At 62.3% G+C, this 22937-nt stretch carries 18 protein-coding genes, 2 rRNA genes, 1 other RNA gene, 1 pseudogene and 2 riboswitches; of the genes and pseudogenes, 8 read left to right on the top strand and 14 right to left on the bottom strand.

The window, feature by feature from the left end; translation table 11 throughout:
• Positions 1–171 precede the first annotated feature (171 nt).
• The 13 genes from G7Y29_RS02890 to prfB all read right to left on the bottom strand — a co-directional run bounded on the left by G7Y29_RS02890 (position 172) and on the right by prfB (position 14869).
• Positions 172–3242: ribosomal RNA gene (locus G7Y29_RS02890) — 23S ribosomal RNA — on the bottom strand.
• A gap of 400 nt (positions 3243–3642) precedes the next feature.
• Positions 3643–5159, bottom strand: a 16S ribosomal RNA gene (locus G7Y29_RS02885).
• The 16S and 23S rRNA genes sit together here, the layout of an rRNA operon.
• A gap of 546 nt (positions 5160–5705) precedes the next feature.
• Positions 5706–6461 carry an iron ABC transporter ATP-binding protein gene (locus G7Y29_RS02880; protein WP_165004902.1) on the bottom strand — a complete coding sequence of 252 codons (756 nt, stop codon included), beginning with the start codon at positions 6459–6461 and terminating at the stop codon, positions 5706–5708.
• Positions 6458–7471, bottom strand: coding sequence for an iron chelate uptake ABC transporter family permease subunit (locus tag G7Y29_RS02875; protein WP_165004900.1), 1014 nt, complete (start codon positions 7469–7471; stop codon positions 6458–6460). Before G7Y29_RS02875 ends, G7Y29_RS02880 begins: the two co-directional genes overlap by 4 nt.
• Entirely contained in the window at positions 7464–8438 is a 975-nt protein-coding gene (locus G7Y29_RS02870) for an ABC transporter permease (protein ID WP_165004897.1), read from the bottom strand. The genes G7Y29_RS02875 and G7Y29_RS02870 overlap by 8 nt, the downstream gene beginning before the upstream one ends.
• The gene (locus G7Y29_RS02865; protein WP_165004895.1) at positions 8438–9445 is read right to left on the bottom strand and encodes a siderophore ABC transporter substrate-binding protein; all 1008 of its coding nucleotides are present in this window, start codon (positions 9443–9445) and stop codon (positions 8438–8440) included. Before G7Y29_RS02865 ends, G7Y29_RS02870 begins: the two co-directional genes overlap by 1 nt.
• Positions 9446–9532: 87 nt before the next feature.
• The gene (locus G7Y29_RS02860) at positions 9533–10522 is read right to left on the bottom strand and encodes an LLM class oxidoreductase (protein ID WP_165004893.1); all 990 of its coding nucleotides are present in this window, start codon (positions 10520–10522) and stop codon (positions 9533–9535) included.
• 67 nt (positions 10523–10589) lie between these two features.
• Positions 10590–10971: a transfer-messenger RNA gene (gene ssrA, locus G7Y29_RS02855) on the bottom strand.
• 41 nt (positions 10972–11012) lie between these two features.
• A complete protein-coding gene (locus G7Y29_RS02850) occupies positions 11013–11660 on the bottom strand; it encodes an SDR family oxidoreductase (RefSeq protein WP_165004891.1) in 648 nt (215 codons plus the stop codon).
• Positions 11657–12145 carry an SsrA-binding protein SmpB gene (smpB, locus tag G7Y29_RS02845; protein ID WP_165004889.1) on the bottom strand — a complete coding sequence of 163 codons (489 nt, stop codon included), beginning with the start codon at positions 12143–12145 and terminating at the stop codon, positions 11657–11659. The genes G7Y29_RS02850 and smpB overlap by 4 nt, the downstream gene beginning before the upstream one ends.
• Before the next feature lie 21 nt (positions 12146–12166).
• A complete protein-coding gene (gene ftsX, locus G7Y29_RS02840) occupies positions 12167–13069 on the bottom strand; it encodes a permease-like cell division protein FtsX (RefSeq protein ID WP_165004887.1) in 903 nt (300 codons plus the stop codon).
• Complete coding sequence (gene ftsE, locus G7Y29_RS02835; RefSeq protein WP_165004885.1) at positions 13069–13761, bottom strand: cell division ATP-binding protein FtsE; 693 nt, start codon at positions 13759–13761, stop codon at positions 13069–13071. Before ftsE ends, ftsX begins: the two co-directional genes overlap by 1 nt.
• A gap of 10 nt (positions 13762–13771) precedes the next feature.
• The gene (gene prfB, locus G7Y29_RS02830; RefSeq protein ID WP_165004883.1) at positions 13772–14869 is read right to left on the bottom strand and encodes a peptide chain release factor 2; all 1098 of its coding nucleotides are present in this window, start codon (positions 14867–14869) and stop codon (positions 13772–13774) included.
• A 35-nt stretch (positions 14870–14904) separates the two neighbouring features.
• Positions 14905–14970: riboswitch (guanidine-III (ykkC-III) riboswitch) on the top strand.
• A gap of 10 nt (positions 14971–14980) precedes the next feature.
• On the opposite strand from prfB, the gene G7Y29_RS02825 reads away from it, so the two are divergent.
• Genes G7Y29_RS02825 through hisN form a run of 3 tightly spaced genes read left to right on the top strand, consistent with a single transcriptional unit; the run spans position 14981 to position 16901 of the window.
• A complete protein-coding gene (locus G7Y29_RS02825; protein WP_165004881.1) occupies positions 14981–15295 on the top strand; it encodes a DMT family transporter in 315 nt (104 codons plus the stop codon).
• Positions 15296–15304: 9 nt separating this feature from the next.
• Positions 15305–16120, top strand: a complete 816-nt coding sequence (locus tag G7Y29_RS02820; RefSeq protein ID WP_165004879.1) for an inositol monophosphatase family protein — start codon at positions 15305–15307, stop codon at positions 16118–16120.
• Complete coding sequence (gene hisN, locus G7Y29_RS02815; RefSeq protein WP_165004877.1) at positions 16113–16901, top strand: histidinol-phosphatase; 789 nt, start codon at positions 16113–16115, stop codon at positions 16899–16901. The genes G7Y29_RS02820 and hisN overlap by 8 nt, the downstream gene beginning before the upstream one ends.
• Here the strand turns inward: hisN and G7Y29_RS02810 are convergent.
• The gene (locus G7Y29_RS02810; protein ID WP_165004876.1) at positions 16888–17700 is read right to left on the bottom strand and encodes a S1 family peptidase; all 813 of its coding nucleotides are present in this window, start codon (positions 17698–17700) and stop codon (positions 16888–16890) included. The genes hisN and G7Y29_RS02810 overlap by 14 nt on opposite strands.
• Positions 17701–17779: 79 nt before the next feature.
• A riboswitch (TPP riboswitch) is annotated at positions 17780–17894 on the top strand.
• On the opposite strand from G7Y29_RS02810, the gene thiC reads away from it, so the two are divergent.
• The 5 genes and pseudogenes from thiC to G7Y29_RS02790 all read left to right on the top strand — a co-directional run bounded on the left by thiC (position 17892) and on the right by G7Y29_RS02790 (position 22934).
• Complete coding sequence (thiC, locus tag G7Y29_RS02805; protein ID WP_165004874.1) at positions 17892–19658, top strand: phosphomethylpyrimidine synthase ThiC; 1767 nt, start codon at positions 17892–17894, stop codon at positions 19656–19658. Its footprint overlaps the riboswitch before it by 3 nt.
• Positions 19659–19722: 64 nt before the next feature.
• Positions 19723–20826 (top strand): annotated as a pseudogene (locus G7Y29_RS10960) (DUF418 domain-containing protein); the annotation flags it as partial.
• A 45-nt stretch (positions 20827–20871) separates the two neighbouring features.
• Positions 20872–21123, top strand: a complete 252-nt coding sequence (locus tag G7Y29_RS10790) for a DUF7218 family protein (protein ID WP_235933605.1) — start codon at positions 20872–20874, stop codon at positions 21121–21123.
• Positions 21116–21763 (top strand): thiamine phosphate synthase, encoded by a 648-nt coding sequence (locus G7Y29_RS02795; RefSeq protein WP_165004872.1) that lies wholly within the window; start codon positions 21116–21118, stop codon positions 21761–21763. The genes G7Y29_RS10790 and G7Y29_RS02795 overlap by 8 nt, the downstream gene beginning before the upstream one ends.
• 10 nt (positions 21764–21773) lie before the next feature.
• Entirely contained in the window at positions 21774–22934 is a 1161-nt protein-coding gene (locus G7Y29_RS02790; RefSeq protein WP_165004870.1) for an MFS transporter, read from the top strand.
• Positions 22935–22937 lie beyond the last annotated feature (3 nt).

The raw sequence follows: 22937 nt of genomic DNA, 5'->3' as shown, positions 1-22937 counted from the left end.
TCTTTTAAGGTGTGTCGCTTGTGTGCGACAAGTATGTTGTTGTTGTGGTCCACTTGTTTCCACCCGTGTGGGTGGTTTGGTGGTGGTTGTGTGGTGTGTCAGATACTGCATAGTGGACGCGTGCGGCTTTTATTGTTGAAACACTGTTGTGTTTTGTTTGGGCCGTTGATTCGTTGTTTTTTGTTGGTGTATTAGTACCAGTCACCTCCGGTAGTTGCCTACTGTCCAGATCTGGCCTATCAACCCCATAGTCTGTGGGGAACCTCAAAAGAAACCTCATCTTAAAACAGGCTTCCCGCTTAGATGCTTTCAGCGGTTATCCCTTCCGTACGTAGCCAACCAGCGGTGCTCCTGGCGGAACAACTGGCACACCAGAGGTACGTCCGTCCCGGTCCTCTCGTACTAGGGACAGCTTTCTTCAAGTTTCAACGCGCGCGGCGGATAGAGACCGAACTGTCTCACGACGTTCTGAACCCAGCTCGCGTGCCGCTTTAATGGGCGAACAGCCCAACCCTTGGGACCTACTCCAGCCCCAGGATGCGACGAGCCGACATCGAGGTGCCAAACCATCCCGTCGATATGGACTCTTGGGGAAGATCAGCCTGTTATCCCCGGGGTACCTTTTATCCGTTGAGCGACACCACTTCCACACGTTGGTGCCGGATCACTAGTCCCGACTTTCGTCCCTGCTCGACATGTACGTCTCACAGTCAAGCTCCCTTGTGCACTTACACTCTTGCACCTGATTGCCAACCAGGCTGAGGGAACCTTTGGGCGCCTCCGTTACTCTTTGGGAGGCAACCGCCCCAGTTAAACTACCCACCAGGCACTGTCCCCAACCCAGATCATGGGCCAAGGTTAAGGTATCCACTACGGTCAGAGTGGTATTTCAACAACGACTCGGCCACCACTGGCGTGGCGGTTTCACAGTCTCCCACCTATCCTACACAAACCGCACCGAACACCAATACCAAGCTATAGTGAAGGTCCCGGGGTCTTTTCGTCCTGCCGCGCGAAACGAGCATCTTTACTCGTACTGCAATTTCACCGGGCCTGTGGTTGAGACAGCAGGGGAGTCGTTACGCCATTCGTGCAGGTCGGAACTTACCCGACAAGGAATTTCGCTACCTTAGGATGGTTATAGTTACCACCGCCGTTTACTGGGGCTTAAATTCTCCGCTTCGGTATCACTACCTAACAGGTCCTCTTAACCTTCCAGCACCGGGCAGGCGTCAGTCCGTATACATCAACAGTATGTCTTCGCACGGACCTGTGTTTTTGATAAACAGTCGCTCCCCTCTATTCTCTGCGACCCCCACCCGCTGCCGGCCGTTAAAGGCCTTCACCGGTGAAGGTCCCCCTTCTCCCGAAGTTACGGGGGTAATTTGCCGAGTTCCTTAACCACAGTTCACCCGACCGCCTTAGTATTCTCTACCTGACTACCTGTGTCGGTTTCGGGTACGGGCCGTGCACACACTCGCTAGAGGCTTTTCTCGGCAGTACAGGATCACCCACATCACCCCAAAGGGGCTACGCGTCACGCCTCACACATATGAACCGAAGCATTTCACTCACAGTTCGTGCCACACGCTTGCACCACAATCCAATAAGTGGCTGAGCTACCTCACTGCGTCACCCCATCACTCGGCTACTACGGATCAGGCCCCACGCATCACAACAACCCACACGTCAAAGACGCGCATGGTTGCCGATCAGGGTGGTTAGTATCACCGATTCACCCTTGGGCGCGTATGCACGGGTACGGGAATATCAACCCGTTAACCATCGACTACGCCTGTCGGCCTCGCCTTAGGACCCGACTCACCCTGGGAAGACGAACTTGACCCAGGAACCCTTAGTCATCCGGCGGATAAGATTCTCACTTACCACTCGTTACTCATGCCTGCATTCTCACTCGTGCACAGTCCACAACCCCTTACGGTACTGCTTCACCCCATACACGACGCTCCCCTACCCATGCTAAAAGCATGCCGCGGCTTCGGCGGTGTACTTGAGCCCCACTGAATTGTCGGCGCGGAACCACTCGACCAGTGAGCTATTACGCACTCTTTCAAGGATGGCTGCTTCTAAGCCAACCTCCTGGCTGTCTTCGCGATCCCACATCCTTTTCCACTTAGTACACCCTTAGGGGCCTTAACCGGCGATCTGGGCTGTTTCCCTCTCGACTATGAAGCTTATCCCCCACAGTCTCACTGCCATGCAACACTTAAACCGGCATTCGGAGTTTGGCTGACATTGCTAAGATGATAGTCCCGCTCAACCAACCAGTAGCTCTACCTCCGGCAAGCTCACATAACGCTGCACCTAAATGCATTTCGGGGAGAACCAGCTATCACGGAGTTTGATTGGCCTTTCACCCCTACCCACAACTCATCCCCTCAGTTTTCAACCTAAGTGGGTTCGCGCCTCCACAACCTCTTACAGCTGCTTCACACTGGCCATGGGTAGATCACCCCGCTTCGGGTCCAGGACATGCCACTACAACACCCTCTTAGGATTCGCTTTCGCTACGGCTACCCCACCAGGGTTAACCTCGCGACATGCCGCTGACTCGCAGGCTCATTCTTCAAAAGGCACGCCATCACACACACGAGGTGCTCTGACGGATTGTAAGCGCACGGTTTCAGGAACTATTTCACTCCCCTCCCGGGGTACTTTTCACCATTCCCTCACGGTACTATCCACTATCGGTCACACTGAGTATTTAGGCTTACCGGGTGGTCCCGGCAGATTCACAGCAGATTCCACGAGCCCGCTGCTACTCGGGACACAATCAACACGCTGCCATGCATTTTCACGTACAGGGGCTCTCACCCACTACGGCGCACCATCCCAAGTGACTTCCGCTAACACACAACACACGCGCACAAAGTCGACAGCCTTCGTACAAATCGCATCCCACAACCCCACACACGCAACCCCTGCCAGGTATCACACGCACATGGTTTAGCCTCATCCACGTTCGCTCGCCGCTACTAGCAGAATCATATTTTATTTTCTTCTCCTGCGGGTACTGAGATGTTTCACTTCCCCGCGTCACCCCCACACAAGCTATGAATTCACCTGCGGGTAACACCACATAACTGGTGCCGGGTTTCCCCATTCGGACATCCTCGGATCAACGCTTAGTTGGCAACTCCCCGAGGCATAACGCAGCCTCACACGTCCTTCATCGGCTCAGCATGCCAAGGCATCCACCGTACGCCCTTAATAAAAAACACACAAAACACTAAGGCACACACACAAAACACAATTTCAAGAATAAAGATGCTCGCGTCCACTATACAGTTCTCACACACCACACCCACACCCACCGCACGCGCCCCAACAAGGAACACACACGACACAATGCAGGCCACACGGTAACAACACATCTGCTGCACCAGAAACCCAACAGCATGCCAACACACCACAATCATTTTTTGCCTGCAACCATCAATTGCACACCAGCGCGACACAAGCACAACCATTTCCAACGATCATGCCGGCATGCATCCACCCGGATTTCAAATATATCGGCGGCAGTCACACACACGGCGACTCAACCACCCACGCACACCACACACCACCAACAACTGTCAGCAGCACACAATGTGACTAACAAAAACAAAAGCTCCTTAGAAAGGAGGTGATCCAGCCGCACCTTCCGGTACGGCTACCTTGTTACGACTTCGTCCCAATCGCCGATCCCACCTTCGACAGCTCCCTAACAAGTTTGGGCCACTGGCTTCGGGTGTTACCAACTTTCATGACGTGACGGGCGGTGTGTACAAGGCCCGGGAACGTATTCACCGCAGCGTTGCTGATCTGCGATTACTAGCGACTCCGACTTCATGGGGTCGAGTTGCAGACCCCAATCCGAACTACGACCGGCTTTCAGCGATTAGCCCCACCTCACAGTGTCGCAAACGCGTTGTACCGACCATTGTAGCATGTGTGAAGCCCTGGACATAAGGGGCATGATGATTTGACGTCATCCCCACCTTCCTCCGAGTTAACCCCGGCAGTCTCTCATGAGTCCCCACCATCACGTGCTGGCAACATAAGACAAGGGTTGCGCTCGTTGCGGGACTTAACCCAACATCTCACGACACGAGCTGACGACAACCATGCACCACCTGTACACCAACCACAAGGGAAACCGTATCTCTACGGCGATCTGGTGTATGTCAAGCCCAGGTAAGGTTCTTCGCGTTGCATCGAATTAATCCACATGCTCCGCCGCTTGTGCGGGCCCCCGTCAATTCCTTTGAGTTTTAGCCTTGCGGCCGTACTCCCCAGGCGGGGCGCTTAATGCGTTAGCTACGGCACGAACCCCGTGGAAGGGACTCACACCTAGCGCCCACCGTTTACGGCATGGACTACCAGGGTATCTAATCCTGTTCGCTACCCATGCTTTCGCTCCTCAGCGTCAGTTACTGCCCAGAGACCTGCCTTCGCCATCGGTGTTCCTCCTGATATCTGCGCATTTCACCGCTACACCAGGAATTCCAGTCTCCCCTACAGCACTCAAGTTATGCCCGTATCGCCTGCAGTCCCACAGTTAAGCCGTGGACTTACACAAACGACGCGACAAACACCTACGAGCTCTTTACGCCCAGTAATTCCGGACAACGCTCGCACCCTACGTATTACCGCGGCTGCTGGCACGTAGTTAGCCGGTGCTTCTTATCCAGGTACCGTCACTTACGCTTCGTCCCTGGCGAAAGGAGTTTACAACCCGAAGGCCGTCATCCCCCACGCGGCGTCGCTGCATCAGGCTTGCGCCCATTGTGCAATATTCCCCACTGCTGCCTCCCGTAGGAGTCTGGGCCGTATCTCAGTCCCAATGTGGCCGTACACCCTCTCAGGCCGGCTACCCGTCGACGCCTTGGTAGGCCATTACCCCACCAACAAGCTGATAGGCCGCGAGCTCATCCCATACCGCAAAAGCTTTCCAACCACACACCCACATGTGATTCCTATCCGGTATTAGACCCAGTTTCCCAAGCTTATCCCGAAGTACAGGGCAGATCACCCACGTGTTACTCACCCGTTCGCCACTCGAGTACCCCGCAAGCAGGGCCTTTCCGTTCGACTTGCATGTGTTAAGCACGCCGCCAGCGTTCATCCTGAGCCAGGATCAAACTCTCCACAAAAACATTTCAGCAGAAACATCCAGGCGTGAAAAGCCCAAACCCAACCACAACAAAAACCACACCACCAACCCCGCAAAACCGCAGGGCCAGCAGCACTGGCACAAAATCCTAAAATTCACTAGCAAAAACTAGCCACCAGCCCTCACAATCCGACGAGGAAAAACCAAGAGCCAGCAAAAAATGCGATCCATTACAACCGCACACCATGGCAAAAACCACGAAGCAATGCCGCCATCAAAGGTTCACGACACCACCACCGGCACACACCCACCCACACACAACACAACGTCACACGCAGGCAGACGCACCACAATGCACAACCAACAAACCACAAACAAAAAATAAAAAGTACATTGGCACACTATCGAGTTCTCACACAACACACCCCAGCCAAACCACAACCGGGAAAAATGAATCTACACAACCACCCAACACAAAGTCAAACAGCCATGAAACTCACCACCACCAAAAGTTAACCTCACGGCAACCTCAACCGGCAGCGAGGACAAACATTAGCCACCCCACCCCAACAACACAAATCCCCAGCTAGTGGTACGTCGCGAGCGGACCGTGCGGTCCTTCAATCACGCGAACCTCGGTGTTGAAGATTTCGGTCAGCAATTCGTCTTTCATGATTTCAGCCGCCGTCCCGAAGGCCGCGATCTGCCCGTCCTTGGCAGCGCAGATGAAATCTGCGTAGCGCGCGGCGAAATTGATGTCGTGCAAGACAATGATGATCGTCCGCCCCAGATCATGGGCGGCGTCGTAGAGATGCTTCATCATCTCCACGGAATGGGCAATATCCAGGTTGTTGAGGGGCTCGTCGAGAAGCACGTAGTCCGTCTCCTGGCAGAGCACCATCGCGACGTACGCGCGCTGCCGCTGGCCTCCGGAGAGCTGGTCGAGGTAGCGGTTTTCTAGCGCGCTCAGGCCCAGGAAATCGATGTACTTGGTGATGATGTCCTCGTCGTCCGGGGTGAGCCGGCCACGCGAGTACGGAAAGCGACCGAAGCCGACCAGCTGCCGCACGGTTAGACGGGTGACGAAGTGGTTTTCCTGGCGCAGGATCGAAATGATCTTGGCCAGGTCCTTCGATTTGGTCTCGGTGACATCCATGTTGCCGATTTGCACGGTGCCCTCGTCGAGGGCGAGCAGCCGGCCGATCATGGTGAGCAGCGTCGATTTGCCGGCGCCGTTCGGTCCGACCAGTGCGGTGATTCCCCCGGAGGGAATTTGCAGATTGACTGGGCCGATGGCGACGTCGTCCCCGTAGGCTTTGCGGACATCGGTCAGAGTAATCACAGGCGTCCCTTTCTTAGGACCACGACCAGGAAGGTAATTCCTCCCACCAGCTCGATGATGATCGAGACCACGCCTTGAGCATAGAAGATGTGGTTCATCACGAAGTAGGCCCCGGTGAGCACTACGTAACCGAGGAGGATCGCCATCGGGAAGACATAGCGGTGGTCGTAGGTGTCGGTGAACTGGTATGCCAAGGTGGCCACGAGGAACCCGAGGAACGTCATCGGCCCCACCAGTGCGGTAGACACAGCCATCAGCACCGACACGAGCACGAGGGTGTAGATCGCGTGTTTGCGGAAACCGACTCCCAGGTTCACGGCAACGTCACGCCCGAGGGCCAGCACGTTGAGGCGGCGCGAGTTAAGCAGCACCAGCGACACTGCGCCGACCACCAGCGGAATCGCCACCGGGTAGAAGTCCGGGTTCGCGTTGTTGACGGAGCCGAACAACCTGGCACTGAGCACGTCGAACTCGCTGGGGGTGAGCATGCGCTGCATGAACGTCGATACGCTGCCGAGCCCGCCGCCGATGACGATGCCGACCAGCAGCATCGCGTGCAGGTTGGAGCTGTTGTCCGCAAGCAACCACGTGTAGAGCACGAGTGAGAGTCCCACCATGAGGACGATTTGGAGCACAAACATCTCCAAGGTCCGCGCGTTGAGCAAACCGGTTGAACCGAGGAAATAAATAGTCGCGGTGTTGATGGCGACGTAGAGGGATTCGAAGCCCATGATCGAGGGCGTGAGGATCCTATTATTGGTCACGGTCTGGAACGCGACCGTCGCAACGCCCTGGCATACGGCGACGACGGCCATAGCGATCACCGCGTCCATGCGGCGCTGCGCGATCAGCCAGTAGGCGCGGGTGCCGAACTCGACGGGGTTGCCGTACGCGAGAAGCCCCGCGGTGAACAGCAGCGCGAGCGCGGCCATGCAGCCGAGCGCGGCGAAGTAGCGCCTTTTGCTTTTCGACGTCTGGAAGGCGCCGACGTTGCGTACATTGCTACCCACGGCGGGCCTGCCTGACGATTAGCGCGATGAACACCACAGCACCGACGATGCCGAGAATGACGGACACCGGCATCTCGAATGGCGCGATGATGGTGCGCCCGAGCAGGTCACAGACCGTGACAATGCCGATGCCGAGCAAACACACCCACGGCAGGTTCGAGCGCAGATCGTCGCCCCGGATCATGGAGACGATGTTGGGCACAATCAACCCGAGGAACGGCAGGTTGCCCACCACGACAGTGACCACGCCAGCCGCGACGGCCACGAGCGAGGTCCCCACGAGGACGATCCGGTTATAGTTGAGCCCGATATTGGTGGCCACGTCTTCGCCTAGGCCGGCCGCGGTAAGCCGATCGGCGTAGAAGAACACCGCGACCACGACGAAAAGGACGACCCACAGCACCTCGTACTGCCCCGCAATCACACTGGTGAACGAACCCGCAAACCAGACCCCCAGGGATTGAAGCAGCTGAGTCTGCAGCGCCCAGAACGTGGAGACTGAACTGACGACGGCGCCGAGCATGATGCCGACGATCGGCACGATGAGGCTCGAACGCAGGGTAACGCGCCTCAGGAACGCGAAAAACACCATGGTTCCGATGAAGGCGAAAGCAACGGCCACGACCATGCGCAGCAGGATCGACGCGTTCGGCGCGAACACCATCGTCGCCAAAAGGCCCAGACCCGCCCACTCTGTCGTTCCGGTCGTCGTGGGCTCGACGAAGCGGTTCTGGGTGAGCATCTGCATGATTAACCCGCTCATCGCCATGGCGGCGCCGGCGAGAACTAGCGCGATGGTGCGCGGTACGCGCGTTGTCTGGAACATGGCCCACCCGTCGTCGCTGCCGAGGATGTCGTACTGCCCCACGGCGAGTGACGCGAGAAGGAGGGCGGCGACAACACCGACACCCGCCAGGAACTTCCAATCAAGAAGTGCCGGGCGGGTGGCGGTGGAGGTGTGGGGCATTACTTGGCGGCCTCAAACTTGTCTGCGAGCTCGTTAAGGATCTCAGTGTAGGTGATGATGGACTCGTTGGTGTAGGTGTCCGCCGGGGCGACGTACAGGCGGTCCTCCTTGACCGCGGAGACGTTCTGCAGCGGGGCGGAATCCTGGATCACGTTCAGCGCGGCCGGGGAGCCCTCATCGGTTTTCGTGCCGGCGTCGCGGTCGAGAATGAGCATCCAGTCCGGGTTGGCGGCGGCGATGGACTCGACGGAGATGTCGTCGCCCTGGTGGTCGTTGGTGGCATTCTCCACCTCAAGCGCCGGGGTCATGCCGATCAGGTCGAATAGCGGGCCCCATGTGCGCCCGACTGACGGAGCGACGTAGCCGATCTCGCCGCCGGAGACGTTGACGGCCATGACGGTCTGCTCCGGGTTGTAGGCTGCCTTGGCTCGCTCCAGCGCGTTGTTGAAGTCGTCGACAAGCTGCTGCGCCTCCTCCTGCTTGCCGAAGACCTCTCCGAGTGCCTCGGTCTGGCGGATGAGTTCTTGGTCCAGCGGCTCGCCGTCGCGCGGTTCGAAGTCGAGGAGGACGGCGTCGGGGACGAGCTTCTCGATGTCGGCGTCGTGGCTTTGGAAGCGCTGGCCGGAGACGATGACGTCCGGTTCTGCGGCGACGATGGCCTCAAGGTTCGGCTCGCGGTGGTTGCCGATGTCGATGATCTCCTCGTTGTCGCCGATACCCGGGATGGTCGCGGGAACGAGGGCGCGCGCGGCGGCGACGGGCTGGACGCCCCACTCGTCGAGGATTTCGAACGAGCGGTTGTCCAGCGCAACGACGCGCTGCGGCGGGTTCGGGACTTCCTTGGTTCCCTCGTTGTCCTCGACGGTGACAGTGCCGGCTGCGGCCGTCGCGGAAGTCGACTCTGCGGGCTGTTCCGCAGACTGCTCGGCGGTGGAGCAGGAGACGAGGGTCAGTGATGCCACGGCGGCGAGCGCGGCGGCGGCTGCGCGTGCGTTAAAACGGGACAAGGTCCGCGTCCTTTCTCTTCAAAGTTAGGTAAGGGTTACCTGATAATAAGCCTTTCGTTGAATTACATTACACAAGTGTTTCTTAAATCAATCAGCGGGGGTAATTTCGGGCAAAACATGCGTGGTGAACTCGTCGAGCTGATCCTCGGCGTCTCGCTCCGACATGCGGAAGTTGACCATCACGTGGCTGATCCCGATCTCCCGCTGGGCACGCAGGAGCCGAATCAGCGCGTTTCGCCCCAGCCGGTAGCCGAAGGTGTGCCCCTCCGCTGGCGCGTCCGGGTTCGGGTGTAGATCCAGCCAGAGTGATTCCGCGAAGGGCTTCCACCCGCCGCCGAGGGCGTCCACGGCCTCGTTCCAATTGCGCACGTTGACTTTCTGCGTCTCCAGGCCCTTGTGGTACATCAGCCAACCGTGCGTTTGCTCGGCGCGCCACTCCATGGTCTGCTGCAGCGAGCCGGTTGCCAGCAGCGGCACCTCCCGCGCACTCGGCTTGGGTACGACATCCGAGCCGCCCATCTTCCCGCCCGACCACCTAATCGGGCGGTAGCTGGTGGTCAGTGCTTCGCGATAGACCCGCAGGTTTTCCTCCATGACCTCTCCCCTGGTTCCGCGGTCTTGCCCGAAAGCCGGGAACTCCTCGGGGCGGTCACCGGTGGCGATACCGAAGAGAAACCGCCCGCCGGAGATGCGGTCGAGCGTGGCCGCGCGCTTCGCCATCAGCAGCGGGTGCTGGAAGGGCACCACGATTGCGGCCGTGCCTAGGGCGATTGTCGACGTCCGCGCGGCCAGGTACGACAGGTACATCCACGGGTCCCAGACCTGGCCGACGTCCCCGAACGTTTCCACGCGCAACGGGATATCGCGCACCCACACCGCGGCGATCCCGGCCACCTCCGCCTTACGGACCAGCCGCACCTGATTCTCCAGGGAGTCCTCCGGGCTCTCTTCGGCCCCGGCCTCGACCGGCAGCGTGAGGCCGACGGTGAGCTCGCCGCGTTGGAAGGTCCGCGCGAAGCCGGGAAGCTCGGTGTGCGGGGTGTTTGAGAGCTGGAAGAGGGGGTTCGTCTCGGACATGAGCGCCAGACTACAGCGCGCGAACATAGGAGAAACCCCCGACCACGTCGCTGTGACCGGGGGTATTCGGTGGAGCTGCCGGGAATTGAACCCGGGTCCTTCATCACCGCGCCAGGGCTTCTCCGTGCGCAGTTCGCACTACGTCTCTGCTCGGCCCTCCGGATCAGGCGAACGTGTCCGGATGACGGGCCCAGTCAGTGTGAAAAGTCCCCGCGGGCCGCACTGACACGGCCCTTGGGCAAGTTCCCTAAGTCGATGCCAGGTACCGGGACGGGAACAGGCCCGGCCTGACAGACACGCGGTCGCTAGCTCTTAGGCAGCGAGGGCGTAGTCACGCTGAGAGTTCTTCTCTGCGCTTATTGGTTGCTGCGACGCTTTCGGTGGTCTCCAGCCTGCACCGGCACGCTTCCCCTGGCTTGGTCAATGAAGTCGAAACCAAAATCAACCCCATGACTACGGGAACCGTAGGAGAGCCAACTTTACTCGGCGCTCAAGACTTGCGCAAGGGGGTCACGCGGAGGAAGTCAATCACCGTTTCCGGGCTCAGGTCCACGGCCAGCCGTGCCACGCGCGCGACGTCCGCCGGGTCCATTTTCACGCGGTCGTCGGCGGCGATCATGTCCGTGTCTGTCGGGCCCGGGTGCAGCGAGGTGACGCGCACGCGCCCCTGCTCCTCCAGCCGAAGGGTGTCGGTGAAGCCCTTGAGCGCGTACTTCGAGGAGCAGTAGATGCTGCCTTGCTCCAGGCCGTGGAAGCCGGCTCCGGAGTTGATGGTGATGATCAGGCCCTGGGAGCGTCGTAAAGCGGGAAGAAGCTCGCGCACGAGCTGGACCCCAGCGAAGAAGTTAACCTCGAAGCCATCGCGCCACTGCTCACCCGTGAGCTCGTCGAACGGACCCTTTGGGTAGATACCGGCGGCGTGGACGAGCACGTCCAGCTCATCGATCTGGGCGCACGCGGCAGAAATGGCCGCAGGGTCGCGCAGGTCAACCTCGAAGGGCTCAGCGCTCGCGAGCTTGTCGACGACCTCCGACGCGTCACCGGATGCACCCACATACACGTGGTGATCTTTAGCCAGCTCCTCGGCGATGGCACGCCCGATGCCGCGCGACGCCCCGGTGACTAACGCCTTTTTCATGCCTTGATCCCCTTGAACTTCTGCCCCAGATCGCGTGCGATTTCGCGGTCCTCAGTGCGCTTCTTAATGGCCTGGCGCTTGTCGTAGTCCTGCTTGCCCTGCGCCAAGCCTAACTCGATCTTGGCCTTGCCGTCCTTCAAGTAAATGGACAGGGGCACGAGCGTCCGGTTGCCGTCGCGAAGCTTTCCGTCGAGAGAGTCGATCTCGCGGCGGTGCATCAAAAGCTTGCGGGTGCGCCTCGGGGTGTGGTTGGTCCACGACCCCATCGCATACTCGGGGATGTGCAGGTTGCGCAGCCACACTTCGCCATTGTCGATGGTGGCGAAGGCCTCGACGAGGCTCGCCTTCCCTTCGCGCAGCGACTTGATCTCGGTGCCGACCAGCACAATGCCGGTCTCCCAGGTGTCCAGGATGGTGTAGTCGTGGCGAGCTTTCCGGTTCGTCGCGATGACGTTGCCGGAGTCCTTCTTCTTCTTTTTCGCCATAATCCGACTGAGTGTACCTGCCTACTTGCGCACGTAGGAACGCAGTGCCACCTGCGCGGCGACCCCGCCGAGTACCATTGCGGCCAGCGTCACCAGCGGCATGACTGTCCACACGGCAGAGTCGGGGATACGCGCAATGAGCTGGGAAGCGTAGAGGTCGCCCAGCATCGGGTCAACCAAGAAGCGCTTGGCCAACCAGGCGCCGACGGTGGCGATGACGCCGCCGATCAGCACGGAGACGACCGCCTCCAGGACGAAGGGCGCCTGGGTGAACCAGCGAGAGGCACCCACCATGCGCATGATGCCGATCTGCTCGCGGCGGTTGAACGCGGCGAGCTGCACCATGTTGACGATGAGGAACAGTGCCGCTAGGGCCTGGGCCGCGGCGACCACGAAGGTGACGTTGCGGAACTTGTCCATCGTGCCGGCGGCCTCCCGGACGGTGTCCGCCTGGTCGGTGACCACGGTGACCTGCGGCATGTCCGCGACCTCGTCCACAGGGCGGGTGTCGGCAGGATCCGTCAGGCGCACGTGCAGCGCCGCCGGCAGCGCGTCCGGCGTCGTCTCGCGCACGAGCTCCGGCTCGGTGTCCTGGAACAGCTCGACGAAGCGCTCGTAAGACTGCTGGCGCGAGCGGAACGTCACCTGCTCCACCCCGTCGCTGGCCTGCAGCCTGTCGCGCACTTCGCGGCATTCGTTCGACGAGCAGTCGGTGTCATTAGCCGAGATGTTTTCGTCCAGCTCGATCATGACCTCGACGCGGTCGAGGTAGAGGTCTTTGGTTTCGGAGGTGGCTTGCGAGATCATGATGCCGGCCCCGACGAGCAGCAGCGACAGTGCCGTCGTAATAATTAGTGCCACGGTCATGGTCAGGTTGCGCCCCAACCCCCGCAACGCCTCGCGGATGACAAATCCCCAGTTCATTAGCGGCCTTCCTGTCCGTACACACCGTGCTTCTCGTCGCGTACCAGCTTGCCCAGATTGAGCTCCATCACGCGCTGCCGCAGGTCGTTGACCGCGCGGGCGTTGTGGGTGGACATGATCACCGTCGAGCCGAGCCGGTTAATTCGCGTCAGCAGCGCCATGATCTCGTCAGCGGTCGCGGGGTCGAGATTGCCCGTCGGCTCGTCGGCAAGCACGAGCGGCGGCTTATCGACGAACGCCCGCGCGATGGCAACCCTCTGCTGCTCGCCACCGGAGAGCTCGTGCGGGTAGCGGTTCGCCTTGGCGTCGAGGCCGACGAGCCCGAGGGCGTCGGGCACGAGTTTGGCGATCTTGTTTCTCGACTTACCGGTCACCTCGAGCGCGAACGCAACGTTGTCGTACACGTTCAGTTTGGGCAACAGACGGAAGTCCTGGAACACGTAGCCGATGGACTGGCGGAGCTTGTTGATCTGGCTGCCCTTGAGCGCGTTGACGTGGAACTCGTCGAAGCGGATGTCGCCGCTGGTGACGTTCTCCTCGCGGATCATCAGCTCGAGGAAAGTGGATTTTCCCGAGCCCGACGGGCCGATGAGGAAGACGAATTCCCCCTTGTCGATGGTGAAGGAGACGTCGTCAAGCGCGGGCCTGGTCGAGGTCGGGTAGACCTTAGTGACGTTGGTGAATGTAATCACCCGTCACACCCTACACTTCTGTATCAGCCATTCTCCACCGAATGCCGGACTCGAGGAAGCCGTCGATGTCGCCGTCGAGGACCTTCTGCGGGTCGTTGACCTCGTAGTTCGTGCGCAAGTCCTTTACCATCTGGTACGGGTGCAGCACATATGAACGCATCTGGTTTCCCCAGGAGGCGTTGCCGCCTGCACCGAGGGCATCCATCTCGGCCTTTTCCTCCTGCCGCTTCTTCTCCAGCAGCTTGGACTGCAGGACGTTTAGGGCGGAGGCCTTGTTCTGGATCTGGGACTTTTCGTTCTGGCACGTCACCACAATCCCGGTCGGCAGGTGCGTGATGCGCACCGCCGAGTCGGTGGTGTTGACGGACTGCCCGCCGGGCCCCGACGAGCGGTACACGTCGACGCGGATGTCGGTGTCCGGGATATCGATATGGTCGGTCTGCTCCACCACGGGAAGCACCTCAACCTCCGCGAACGACGTCTGGCGACGCCCCTGGTTGTCGAAGGGCGAGATGCGCACGAGGCGGTGCGCCCCCTGCTCCACGGAGAGCTGGCCGTACATGTAGTCGCCGTGGACGACGAAGGTGGCCGATTTGATCCCGGCCTCCTCGGCGTAGGAAATGTCGTAGACGTCGACCTTGTGGCCGTTCTTCTCCGCCCAGCGCGTGTACATGCGCATCAGCATCTCGGCCCAGTCGGCGGCGTCTACGCCGCCCGCGCCGGAGCGGATGTTCACCACGGCCTCCCGCGCGTCGTACTCGCCCGAGAGCATGGTCTGCACCTCGAGGGATCCGACGGATTCCTCCAGCGCGGCGAGCTCATCGTCCGCCATCGCGGGGTCGCCTTCTTCCTCGGCGAGCTCGTACATCACCGGGAGGTCGTCGACACGCTCGCGCAGCGACGTGACCTTTTTCAGCCGCGCCTGCACGTTGGACAGCTCGGTGGTGACGGACTGCGCGTGGACCGGGTCGTCCCACAGCGACGGGTCGCCCGCCTGCTGTTCCAGCTCCCTCGCCCGCGCGGACAGCTCGTCGAGGTCCATCACCTTTTCAATGGTGGTCAGCGTCGAGTCGAGGTTCTGGATGCGTGTCGAGGTCTCCGGTTGCATAACCCGACAGTCTACCTCCGTGCTAATCTCGCCTTCCGTGCCCGCCCACGGCGGGCCCCGGACGAGGGAGCCGTACCCGGGATCGCGACAAGACGGCCAGAAAGTGTCGTCATGTCCTGGATCATCCTTCTCGTTTCCGGCGCCTTCGAGGCTGTCTGGGCCGTCGCGCTCGACCGCTCGCAGGGTTTTTCCCGCCTCGGCCCTTCTGTCGTATTCTTCGTCGCCCTCGCCATCTCCATGGGTGGGCTGGCCTGGGCGCTGCGCACGGTTCCGCTCGGTACCGGTTACGCCGTATGGGTCGGGGTGGGCGCCTCACTTGCCGTGCTCTATTCCTTCGCCACCGGCCAAGAACCCGTCACCGCGCTCAAGGTGCTGTTCCTGCTCATGGTCGTCGGCGGCATCGCCGGGCTGAAGGCTGTCAGTTAAAAGGTCATAATGGGTAGCATGCCCGCTGCATTTATCGCTGCCCACGCCCACGCCGACGATGCGGATCTCGCCCGCGCCCTGGTCGAGCACGCGGGCGGGCTCGCCCTGCGCATGCGCGACGATGGCTTGTCCACCGATGTCAAGACGTCCGTCTCGGACGTGGTCACCGACGCCGACCGAGCGGCGGAGAATTTCGTGGCGCAGGCGCTCGAGGCGCTACGGCCCGAGGACGGCGTGGTGGGTGAAGAGGGCGCGAGCAGGGCGTCGTCAAGCGGGCGGACCTGGGTGATCGACCCGGTGGACGGCACCTACAACTTCTCGCGCGGCTCCGACTACTTCTGCTCGGCGCTGGCGTTAGTCGAGGGCGCCCCGTCGAACCCAGACAAGATCCTCGTCGGGGCGGTGCACCGGCCCGCGCAGGGCAGCACATGGGTGGCGGCGCGAGGCCGCGCGACGCACAACGGCTCGCCCCTGCCGCAGCTTGAGGACGCCCGCCTGGAGGATCTCGCGCTGGCGACCTACCTGCACCCCCGCTCGATGAAGGACGAGGCGGTCCGCGCCGCGTGGACCGACGCCGTGCGCGACGCCGCGACGATCCGGATGTGGGGCGCGGGGTCGGTGGATCTGGCCACCGTCGCCGCGGGAGGGATCGGCGGCTGGCTGCAGCATTCCGTGGCCGACTGGGACTGGTTGCCGGGCAAGGCGCTCGTCGAGGCCGCGGGCGGGGTGGCGTCCAAGGTGGAAGCCGGTGGCGTCGTCTGGTGCGTGGCTGGCAACCGCCGCGTCGTGGCCGACGTGACGGCTAGACTTGCGAACCATGTCTAACTACGCAGACGACCTCGCACTCGCACTCAAACTTGCCGACACCGCTGACGGGATCACTCTCGAGCGCTTCGAAGCGGCGGACCTGAATGTGGAGTCGAAGCCCGACATGACACCGGTTTCCGACGCGGACCTCGCCGTCGAGGAGGCGCTTCGTGCGGAGCTCGCGGAAGCGCGCCCTGCGGACGCGGTACTGGGCGAGGAGTTCGGCGGCGAAGCAGCGTTCGAGGGCCGCCAGTGGGTCATCGACCCCATCGACGGGACGAAGAACTTCGTGCGCGGTGTTCCCGTGTGGGCCACCCTGATTTCCCTGCTTGTCGACGGCCAGCCGGTCGTCGGGGTCGTCTCGGCGCCCGCGCTGGCGCGGCGCTGGTACGCGTCTGCCGGCGCCGGCGCCTGGCGCACCTTCAACGGCGGCGCCCTCAAGCGGCTCAGTGTGTCCCAGGTCGCCTCGCTTGACGACGCTTCCCTGTCCATGTCGTCCCTCGAGGGCTGGCAATCCCGCGGGCTGCGCGACAACTTCATCGCGCTGACGGAGAAGACTTGGCGCCTGCGCGGGTACGGCGACTTTCTGAGCTACTGCTTCGTCGCAGAGGGCTCGGTCGACATTGCCGCCGAGCCGGAGGTGTCTCTGTGGGACCTGGCCGCTCTGTCCGTTCTGGTGACGGAAGCTGGTGGAGAGTTCACGTCCGTGGAGGGGACGAAGGGCCCGCACGGCGGCGACGCTGTCGCCACCAACGGGGCCCTCCACGGCGTAGTGCTTCGGGAACTTAAGGGAGCCTGAACCCGTTATTCATTGCGCCGATAATGTTCTCGATGCGCGCGGACGACGTCGGGGAGAATAGAGGGCCCTGCAGCGGCGTCTGGCACGGGGCGTTGAGGATGCCGCCGTTGATGATCCCGACCAGCGCGTCGCCCGCGAGCAGGGGCGCGCCCGAGTCGCCCTGCATGGCGCACACCTGGTTGAGGTTGGTGTGGCCGTCGTCGAACCAGGTCAGGCCGCACGTCTGCGCGGAGGCGAAGCCACTCTTGCACACGACCTGGCCGAGCGCCCGCGGTTCCGCGCCGAGGTGGTTCACAGTCACGCCGTTGTAGGTGCGGCTGACCTCCGCGTTCGGGCCGAGCTCGATCACGGCGTAGTCGAGCTCGCGGTTGACAGCGACGATCCGCCCGGAATGCCCCACTCCCACCGCGTCCGCCGAGGTGACCGGCTGCCCCTCGGAGCCGCAGTGCCCGGCGGTGACGGCCACCATGCGCCCGCGGGCATCGTAACCCGCCACGGCAACGGTGCAGATCGACTCGTCACCTACGTAGATGGGTGTTCCCGGTCCATACAGCGCCTTTCCGCGCGCCTGCTGCGCCTCCCATGCCTCGGGGGCGATGGGGGCTGCGTCGTGGAACGAGCCCGGGACCCGGTGCAGGACCCGGTCCACCATGGGCTTGCCGGCCAGGACCTTCGACACTGGGTCGGTGCGCCAGATGTAGTTCGGGTCCTCCTGCGCCTGCGCGCTCGGAACTTGCGCCACCCCTGCGATGACCAGCAGGGCGGCGGCGACGGAGGCGAGCAGGTGACGACGAACCATGGGCAGACTTTCTCTCGAACAACATCTGTAACAGGGATACACTCTGCCAAACTTCCGCCGTTTTTACTAGGTTAGAAAGCACGACCTACACGGGCGCCCACTGGTTAAGGGCTGAGACCGCGCTACAAAGCCGCGCGGGCACCGTTCGAACCTGTCTGGTTAGCACCAGCGAAGGAAGTAAGGAGCCGTCCATGAGTGACGCCTACGCACGTGAAATTCACCCCAAGCACGCCTACGCACCGATCCGCGACCGCGGCCTTGAGGTACCCGAAACCGCCATCCACCTCGACGATTCCCCCACCGGACCCAACGATCCATTCCGCGTTTACCGCACTCGCGGCCCCTGGGCCGAGCCCGAGGTGGGCTTGCCCGCACTGCGCTTGGAGTGGATCTCGGCGCGCGACGACGTCGAAAAGTACGACGGCCGAGAACGCAACCTTCTGGATGATGGCTCCCGCGCCGCCAAGCGCGGCGCCGCCTCCGAAGAGTGGCGCGGTGCCCGGCGCGCACCCCTGCGCGCCACCCCCGGATCCCGCGTCACACAGATGCATTACGCCCGGCGCGGCGAAATCACGCCCGAGATGGAGTTCGTCGCCCTGCGCGAGCACTGCGACGTCGAAAAGGTCCGGTCCGAGGTCGCCGCCGGCCGGGCCATTATCCCCGCCAACGTCAACCACCCGGAAAGCGAGCCGATGATCATCGGCAATGCGTTCCTGACCAAGATCAACGCCAACATCGGAAATTCCGCCGTGACATCTTCGATTCGCGAGGAGGTTGACAAGCTGAGGTGGGCGACCCGCTGGGGCGCGGACACCGTCATGGACTTGTCCACGGGAAACGACATCCACACCACCCGCGAGTGGATTCTGCGCAACTCCCCCGTCCCGATCGGCACCGTGCCGATCTACCAAGCACTGGAGAAGGTCAACGGCGTCGCGGAGGATCTGAGCTGGGAGGTTTTCCGCGACACTGTGATTGAACAGTGCGAACAGGGTGTGGATTACATGACGGTCCACGCGGGAGTGCGGCTGCCGTTCGTGCCCCTGACGTCGAAACGAGTCACCGGCATCGTCTCCCGCGGTGGCTCGATCATGGCCGGTTGGTGCCTCGCCCACCACAAGGAGTCTTTCCTTTACGAAAACTTCGACGAGCTCTGCGAAATCTTCGCTGCCTACGACGTCGCATTTTCGCTTGGCGACGGCCTGCGCCCCGGTTCCGTGGCCGACGCCAACGACGCCGCCCAGTTTGCCGAGCTCAAGACCATCGGCGAACTGTGCAAGCGCGCGTGGGACTTCGACGTGCAGGTGATGATTGAGGGCCCAGGCCACGTTCCACTCGACATGATCCAGATCAACAACGAGAAGGAGGAGCAGTGGTGCGGCGGCGCCCCCTTCTACACCCTCGGCCCCCTGGTGACGGACATCGCGCCTGGATACGACCACATCACGTCCGCCATCGGCGCGGCCCACATCGCGGCCGGCGGAACGGCGATGCTGTGTTACGTCACGCCGAAGGAGCACCTCGGCCTGCCCAACCGCGACGATGTCAAGACCGGGGTGATCACCTACAAGATTGCCGCGCACGCCGCCGACGTGGCGAAAGGCCACCCTGGGGCGCGGGAGTGGGACGACGCCATGTCGAAGGCTCGCTTCGAGTTCCGCTGGGAAGACCAGTTCGCGCTCTCCCTCGACCCGGAGACCGCCCAGGCGTACCACGATGAAACCCTGCCCGCCGAACCCGCGAAGACGGCGCATTTCTGCTCGATGTGCGGGCCCAAGTTCTGCTCGATGCGCATCTCCCAGGACATCCGCGACGAGTTCGGCGACGCGATCGACGAGGTGCTCGACCACGACAGCCGGGCGCTGATCGCGGACCTCGGCATCCCCTCCTTCGACGGTGAAAAGCGCATGGCGAGCGAGTTCCGGCGGCACGGATCAAACGTCTACCTTCCCGAGTAGGTTAAGAGGTGTGACCAAATCCAATTCGACGCCTCGACTGATTCTTCCCGACCTCGCGCGCGGCATGGCGTTGCTCGGCATCGCCATGGCAAACGCCGCCACCGCGTGGATCACCAACGGCTACAGCCTTGACGGCGAACCCGGCTATACCCTCGGCGGGGTCCGCCCCGGTAACGCCCTCGACCAAACCCTTGCCGTCTTATCCGCCATGTTCGTCCACGTCCGCGGTCTGCCGATGTTCTCCACGCTCCTCGGCTTCGGGCTCGGTCTCGTGGCCGCGAGCCTGTACCGGAAGGGGTATCCGGAAAAAATCGCGCGGAAAGTCATCGCTCGCCGGTACATCTTCCTCGCCCTATTCGGCCTCGCTCACATGCTGCTGCTGTTCTTCGGGGACATCATGTTGGTCTACGGGTTGATCGGCACTGTCATGGCACTGCTGTTCACGCTGGCGTCGAAGTGGCTGCGCGTGATCGCCTACGTCATCCTGGCCGGCTCCGTCTTGCTGGGCGCGCTTGGTGCCGCCGGTACTTACTTCGTCCCCGACGCGGACATACCCGACATGCGGGTCCCGACCACGGAGCTGACCACCTGGGGAGCCTACGCCGCGGAAAATTTCTCGGCCGGCGGGATGATGCTCGTCAGCGCTCCGTTCGCGGTTGTGCAGCTTCTCGGGCTGGCCATCCTCGGTTACGTCTGGGCGCGCGAGGGTTACCTGGTGGACGTTGACAAGCACCGCCGAACCCTTGTTACCTGGGCGCTCATCGCCGCGGCCATCGTTCTTTTCGTCGGCCTCCCGTGGGGCCTGTCCGCAATCGGCGTGATCGACCCGCGCTTTGAAATGCCCCTGATGGTGTTCAACACAGGTATCGGTTTGTTCACCGGCCCCGGCATCCTCGCGGCCTTCGCGCTGCTGACGAAGGGGATGACCACCAACCCGCGGTGGACCTACCCGTTCGTCGCACTGGGCAAGCGCTCCATGTCCGGCTACCTTGCCCAATCCTTCCTGTTCATTCTCGTGGCGATGCCGTTTACATTCGGTCTAGGGCTCGGGTCGTCGGTAAGCGGAAAGCTCGGCGTCGGCCTGCTCGTGTGGCTGATCACCGTGGCGCTCGCCACCGCGCTGGAGGTTGCAGGCCGTCAGGGTCCCTTCGAATGGGCGCACCGCCACCTCTCCTACGGGCGTACGGGCGCGCTGCCTCCCTACAATGGCGGCATGGACAGCATCAAGGATCCCGAACTCTACGAAAAGCTGCGCGAGGAGGGCAACTCCAAGTCGAAGGCTGCCGCGATCTCCAACGCCGCCGCCAACTCGTCGCGCGAGGACATCGGCCGCAAGGGTGGACAGGCCGGGTCCTACGAGGACTGGACGCGCGACGAGCTTTACGAGCGCGCGCAGGAGCTCGACATCGAGGGCCGCTCGGACATGAACAAGGACGAGCTCATCAAAGCCCTCCGCAATGACTGACCTCGACCTGCGCTGCTACTTTGTCACGGGCACAGGCGGTGACATCGTCGCGCGAGCCCGCGATGCGGCACGCGGCGGAGCAGGGGTGATCCAGGTGCGCAGCAAACCGATCTCTGCGCGCGAGCTCTACGATCTCTCCCTCGCCGTTGTGCGGGAAGTGCGGGAGGTCAATCCAGCGACCCGCGTGCTTGTCGACGACCGCGTCGACGTCGCCCTCGCGCTACGCGACGAAGGCGTTGCCGGTGTCCATTTGGGCCAGGACGACCTCGACGTGCGCGTTGCCCGGGAACTCCTCGGGCCGGACGCCGTCATCGGGTTGACCACGGGAACCCTCGACCTCGTGAGATCCGCCAACGACTTGTCCGACGCGCTCGACTACGTCGGTGCGGGCCCCTTCCGCGCCACCCCCACAAAGGTGTCGGGCCGCCCCCTCCTCGGCCTGGAAGGCTACCCCGCGCTGGTGGCTGAATCCGCCGTGCCGGTCGTTGCCATTGGTGACGTCACTGTCGACGACGCCGCCGATCTCGCGGCCACCGGCGTTGCAGGCGTGGCTATTGTCCGCGGAATCATGCAGGCCGCCGGAGCCCGCGATTATGTCTCTGACGTCGTTTCCGAGTTCGAGCGGGGCCGTTCGCGCTAAGTTAGTCTGCATGTCCAGCCGAAGAGTGTTTGCCAGCGTCGTCTTTTTCCTTGTCACCGCAGGCTGGGCCGCGAACCATTTCGCCTCGGTGCTGGTGGCGCTGAAAGAGCGCGCAAATTTGGATGCGCTCCTCGTCAACAGTGCATACGGCATCTACGCAGCTGGTCTGTTTCCTTGCCTGATTGCTGGCGGCCTGCTGGCCGACCGGTTCGGCGGGCGCTTTGTGGTCATCACCGGTGCCGTCGTCGCGGCCGCAGGCAACGTCGCGTTGATGCTCTCCCATGGCACGTTCGCGTTGCTCGCCGGCCGGTTTGTGGTCGGCCTCGGCGTCGGCCTCGTCGTCAGCGCCGGAACCGCATGGGCGGCACGGCTGCGCGGCGCATCCGGCGCGACCTTGGCCGGGATCTTTCTCACCTCCGGTTTCGCGCTCGGCCCGATCGCCTCTGGGATCATCGCTTCCCTGGTCACCCCGCTGTGGGTGCCGTACGCGGTCACGATTGTCCTGTCCGCCGCATCCGTCGCGGTGTCCCTCGCAGTAGGTGACGTTCCGAACACCCGCCCAGTGTCCGCTCCGTCCAACGCGCACCCCGCCCCCCACGTTGAGCGCTCCTCCATGAAGGCGCTCGCCACCTCGGTTCCGGTCGCGGTCTGGGTGTTCGCATCCATCACCACGACGGTCATCGGGCTCTCCGCCCGGGTCGCGCATTACTTCCCCACCGGCGTGTTCATGCCCGGCATTGCCGCGGGGCTCGGTTTCGGCACGGCGCTGGTGTTGCAGGCGCTGGGGCGCAGGTTCGCGTGGGGCCCGTACTCGGGCGCGGTCGGCGCGCTCAGCTCCGCCCTCGGCATGCTGGTCGTCGGCGTGGCCGGCCCCGCCCCTTCCCTCATCGTCTTTTTCGTGGCCACTCTCCTTCTCGGCACCGCCTATGGGCTGTGCCTGCGCGACGGGCTTCTCGACGTCGACACCTACGCACCCGTCGCCCAGCGCGGACGCGTCATCGGCGTCTACTACGTGGCCACCTACCTCGGCTTCGGTCTGCCCCCGCTGCTCCAGTGGCTTGAACCGCGCGTCGGTCCCTCCCTCCCCTTCTTTGTCCTTGCGGCCCTTGCGCTCAGCTCGGCGGCGGTGCGCGTCGTCCAGATCCGTTCCGGCTACCTGGACCGCAGATAAGTT

This window comes from Corynebacterium qintianiae, from assembly GCF_011038645.2.
In the GTDB taxonomy this organism is placed as follows: domain Bacteria; phylum Actinomycetota; class Actinomycetes; order Mycobacteriales; family Mycobacteriaceae; genus Corynebacterium; species Corynebacterium qintianiae.
This window is presented reverse-complemented; position numbering and strand designations above follow the sequence as displayed.

Coding starts and splice junctions, on each gene's coding strand:
- G7Y29_RS02870 (WP_165004897.1), bottom strand. CDS start 8,438: ATGCCCCACACCTCCACCGCCACCCGCCCGGCACTTCTTGATTGGAAG.
- G7Y29_RS02860 (WP_165004893.1), bottom strand. CDS start 10,522: ATGTCCGAGACGAACCCCCTCTTCCAGCTCTCAAACACCCCGCACACC.
- G7Y29_RS02850 (WP_165004891.1), bottom strand. CDS start 11,660: ATGAAAAAGGCGTTAGTCACCGGGGCGTCGCGCGGCATCGGGCGTGCC.
- smpB (WP_165004889.1), bottom strand. CDS start 12,145: ATGGCGAAAAAGAAGAAGAAGGACTCCGGCAACGTCATCGCGACGAAC.
- ftsX (WP_165004887.1), bottom strand. CDS start 13,069: ATGAACTGGGGATTTGTCATCCGCGAGGCGTTGCGGGGGTTGGGGCGC.
- prfB (WP_165004883.1), bottom strand. CDS start 14,869: ATGCAACCGGAGACCTCGACACGCATCCAGAACCTCGACTCGACGCTG.
- G7Y29_RS02825 (WP_165004881.1), top strand. CDS start 14,981: ATGTCCTGGATCATCCTTCTCGTTTCCGGCGCCTTCGAGGCTGTCTGG.
- G7Y29_RS02820 (WP_165004879.1), top strand. CDS start 15,305: ATGGGTAGCATGCCCGCTGCATTTATCGCTGCCCACGCCCACGCCGAC.
- hisN (WP_165004877.1), top strand. CDS start 16,113: ATGTCTAACTACGCAGACGACCTCGCACTCGCACTCAAACTTGCCGAC.
- G7Y29_RS02810 (WP_165004876.1), bottom strand. CDS start 17,700: ATGGTTCGTCGTCACCTGCTCGCCTCCGTCGCCGCCGCCCTGCTGGTC.
- thiC (WP_165004874.1), top strand. CDS start 17,892: ATGAGTGACGCCTACGCACGTGAAATTCACCCCAAGCACGCCTACGCA.
- G7Y29_RS10790 (WP_235933605.1), top strand. CDS start 20,872: ATGGACAGCATCAAGGATCCCGAACTCTACGAAAAGCTGCGCGAGGAG.
- G7Y29_RS02795 (WP_165004872.1), top strand. CDS start 21,116: ATGACTGACCTCGACCTGCGCTGCTACTTTGTCACGGGCACAGGCGGT.
- G7Y29_RS02790 (WP_165004870.1), top strand. CDS start 21,774: ATGTCCAGCCGAAGAGTGTTTGCCAGCGTCGTCTTTTTCCTTGTCACC.